Origin of the sequence: Aromatoleum evansii, assembly GCF_012910805.1 — a bacterium.
In the GTDB taxonomy this organism is placed as follows: domain Bacteria; phylum Pseudomonadota; class Gammaproteobacteria; order Burkholderiales; family Rhodocyclaceae; genus Aromatoleum; species Aromatoleum evansii.
On record NZ_WTVK01000149.1, the window covers coordinates 1 to 1,773 of the forward strand.

A 1,773-nucleotide genomic window follows, 5' to 3' on the forward strand; every position below is an offset into this window, starting at 1 on the left:
CGGTCAAGAAAAACCTGACCGAAGGCGCGCTGCTGGTCATCGCAATCCTGTTCCTGTTCCTCGGCAACATCCGCGCGGCGATCATCACCGCGCTGGTGATCCCTTTGGCGATGCTGTTCACCTTCACCGGCATGGTGACGAACAAGGTCAGTGCCAACCTGATGAGCCTCGGCGCGCTCGACTTCGGCATTATCATCGACGGCGCGGTAGTGATCGTCGAGAACTGCGTGCGGCGTCTCGCGCACGCACAGGCCGCCGCGGGACGCCCACTGACCCGCAACGAACGCTTCCATGAGGTGTTTGCGGCGTCGAAGGAGTCGCGCCGGGCGCTGCTCTTCGGCCAGCTCATCATCATGGTGGTGTATCTGCCGATCTTTGCCCTGACCGGGGTCGAGGGCAAGATGTTCCACCCGATGGCGTTCACCGTCGTGACTGCGCTCGTGGGCGCAATGATCCTGTCGGTGACCTTCGTGCCGGCCGCCGTGGCGCTGTTCCTCTCGGGCAAGATCAGCGAGAAGGAAAACCGCCTCATGGCCTGGGCGAAGCGGGGCTATGCCCCGAGCTTCGACTGGGTGATGGCGAGAAAGCCGCTCGTGCTCACGATCGCGTGCGTCTGCGTGGCGCTGTCGGCCCTGCTCGCGACGCGCATGGGCAGCGAATTCATTCCAAGTCTCGATGAAGGCGACGTTGCCTTGCATGCGCTGCGGATTCCCGGCACCAGCCTGACCCAGTCGATCGATATGCAGGTGCAGCTTGAGCAGACGGTCAAGGCGTTCCCGGAGGTCGACACCGTGTTTGCCAAGATCGGCACGCCCGAAATCGCCACCGATCCGATGCCGCCGAACGTGGCTGACAACTTCGTGATGCTCAAGCCGCGCGATCAGTGGCCGGATCCGAACCGGCCCAAGGACGAGCTCGTGGCCGCGTTGCAGGCGGCGGTGCGCCAGGTGCCGGGCAACAACTACGAGTTCACGCAACCGATCCAGATGCGCTTCAACGAACTGATCTCGGGGGTACGCAGTGACGTCGCGGTGAAAGTGTTCGGCGACGACATGGACCTGATGGCCGAGACCGGAGAGCGCATCGCCAAAGTGCTCGAAGGCATTCCGGGGGCTGCCGACGTGAAAGTGGAGCAGACCACCGGCCTGCCGATGCTCACGGTGCTCATTGACCGCGACCGGACCGCCCGGCTCGGCCTGAACGTTGCCGACGTGCAGGACAGCGTGTCCGCGGCGCTGGGCGGGCAAGAGGCGGGCGCGGTATTCGAAGGCGACCGGCGTTTCGACATTCTGGTGCGGCTGCCTGAAGCCTTGCGCAGCGACCTCGACGCGCTGCAGCGCCTGCCGATCCGCCTGCCGGCCGGGGACAACGGCGCCGCCCGCGGCTTCGTGCGCCTGGGGGACGTCGCGAGCATTCAGTCCTCACCCGGCCCCAACCAGATCAGTCGCGAAAACGGCAAGCGTCGTGTGGTCGTCACAGCGAACGTGCGCGGTCGCGACATCGGCTCCTTCGTCGCGGAAGCCGAAGCCAGGATCACCGAGGCGGTACAAGTGCCGACCGGCTATTGGACGACCTGGGGCGGCACCTTCGAACAACTGCAGAGCGCCGCCAAGCGCCTGCAGATCGTTGTGCCGGTCGCGTTGCTGCTGGTGTTCACGCTGCTCTTCACCATGTTCGGCAACGTCAAGGACGGACTCATCGTGTTCACCGGCGTGCCGTTTGCGCTCACGGGCGGGATCCTGGCGCTTTGGCTGCGCGGCATCCCGCTGTCGA

The 1,773-nt window shown here is 65.1% G+C and carries 1 protein-coding gene; it reads left to right on the forward strand.

The features are described 5' to 3' along the window. A partial coding sequence (locus GO615_RS27580; protein ID WP_169133041.1) for an efflux RND transporter permease subunit occupies window positions 1-1,773 on the forward strand: 1,773 nt, incomplete at both ends.